The 1,397-nt window shown below is 69.5% G+C and carries 1 protein-coding gene; it reads right to left on the bottom strand.

The genetic code is table 11. The annotated features are described in order from the left end of the window. Positions 1 to 26: 26 nt before the first annotated feature. Complete coding sequence (locus IEX22_RS15270) at positions 27 to 1,085, bottom strand: IS110 family RNA-guided transposase (protein WP_438816637.1); 1,059 nt, start codon at positions 1,083 to 1,085, stop codon at positions 27 to 29. Positions 1,086 to 1,397: the final 312 nt, after the last annotated feature.

The following is a 1,397-nucleotide window of genomic DNA, read 5'->3' as shown; positions in this document are numbered from 1 at the left end:
GCGCCAGCTCGATGCTCCTATGGATGTCAAGGGTGGGTGAGGACTGAGTAGATCTCGCGGGCGATGTGGCGTTTGAGGCAGCGGATGACGTCTTTGTTGGAGTGGCCTTCGGTGAGGCGTCGGTCGCGGTAGGCCCGGGTTCGGGGGTCCCATCGGAGGCGGCTCAGGGCGATGCGGTAGAGGGCGGCGTTGGCTTGCCGGTCACCGCCGCGGTTGAGGCGGTGTCGCTGGGTTCTGCCGGAGGATGCCGGGACCGGGGCGACTCCGCAGAGCATCGCGAACGCGGCCTCGGATCGGATGCGGGTGGTGTTCTGCCCGGTGGTGACCAGCAGTTGCCCGGCGACGTCGGGGCCGACACCGGGCAGGTCCAGCAGGGCCGGGTTGATGTCGGTGACCAGCGGCTTGATCAGGGTGTCGAGCTCGTCGATCTCGGCGCTCAAGGCCGCGTGCCGACGCGCCAAGGACCGGAGCGCGGCTTTGACGGCGTGGTCGGGGTCCCCGATCCGGGTCGGGTCCGGGCGGAGGGCCGCGCACGCGGCCAGGAGATGGTGCTTGGTCAGGGTGCGTAGCCGGGCCCGGAGACCGTCGGGGGCGGTGATGATCAGCGACTTGATCCGCCGGACGGTGTCGGCGCGTTGGTCGACGGCGCTGCGGCGGACGACCCGTAGGTTGCGGAGCGCTTCGACCTGCCCGTGGCGGTCTTTCGGGGTTCCGGTGCGGGCTCGGGTCCAGGCGGTCCGGGCGGCGGCCTCGGCGTCGATCGGGTCGGACTTCCCGGCCCGTCGCCGGGTCCTCCGGTCCGGGCGGTCGATCTCGACCAGGGCCACGCCGTCATCGTCAAGGTGGCGGGCCAGGCCGGCCCCGTACGCCCCGGTCCCTTCGATCCCGACCATCAGGATCGGCCCGAACGAGTGCAACCAGCTCAGCAGGGCCGCGTACCCCGACCGGTCGGCGGTGAACTGGTGGTGGCCGAGCAGCCGGCCGGCGGAGTCGATCACCGCGGCCGTGTGCGTGTCCTGGTGGGTGTCCACACCCCCGATCACCCCAGCCTGGTCCCCACCCTGGCCCCCACCCTGGTCCCCGATCGGGTCACCAGTCTGGTTGCGAGCCTGGTTCTGAGCCTGGTGTGTGGCATGTTCTCGTGCGATGGTGGTCATCGCCGTCCTCTCTCGTGAACTGGAACGGGGCGGCACGCACCGTCAGTGGAGAGCGGACAAGACAGTGATGGGTGCCTGGTGGCACAGGCTCCTATGAGGTCACACCCTCTGCACGGCGAGTGCACAAGTGTCCCGCAGCGAGCCGACCGACAGATCGAGCTCAAGACCCACGGTCAGTCAACAGACGAGTCAGGACGACCGCTGCGGGACACCCACCATCATCCTCACTGTCAATAGATG

Origin of the sequence: Tersicoccus solisilvae (assembly GCF_014643255.1) — a bacterium.
Taxonomy (GTDB): Bacteria; Actinomycetota; Actinomycetes; order Actinomycetales; family Micrococcaceae; genus Tersicoccus; species Tersicoccus solisilvae.
The sequence above is the reverse complement of the archived record's forward strand: the minus strand, read 5'-3'. Positions and strand labels throughout refer to the sequence as shown.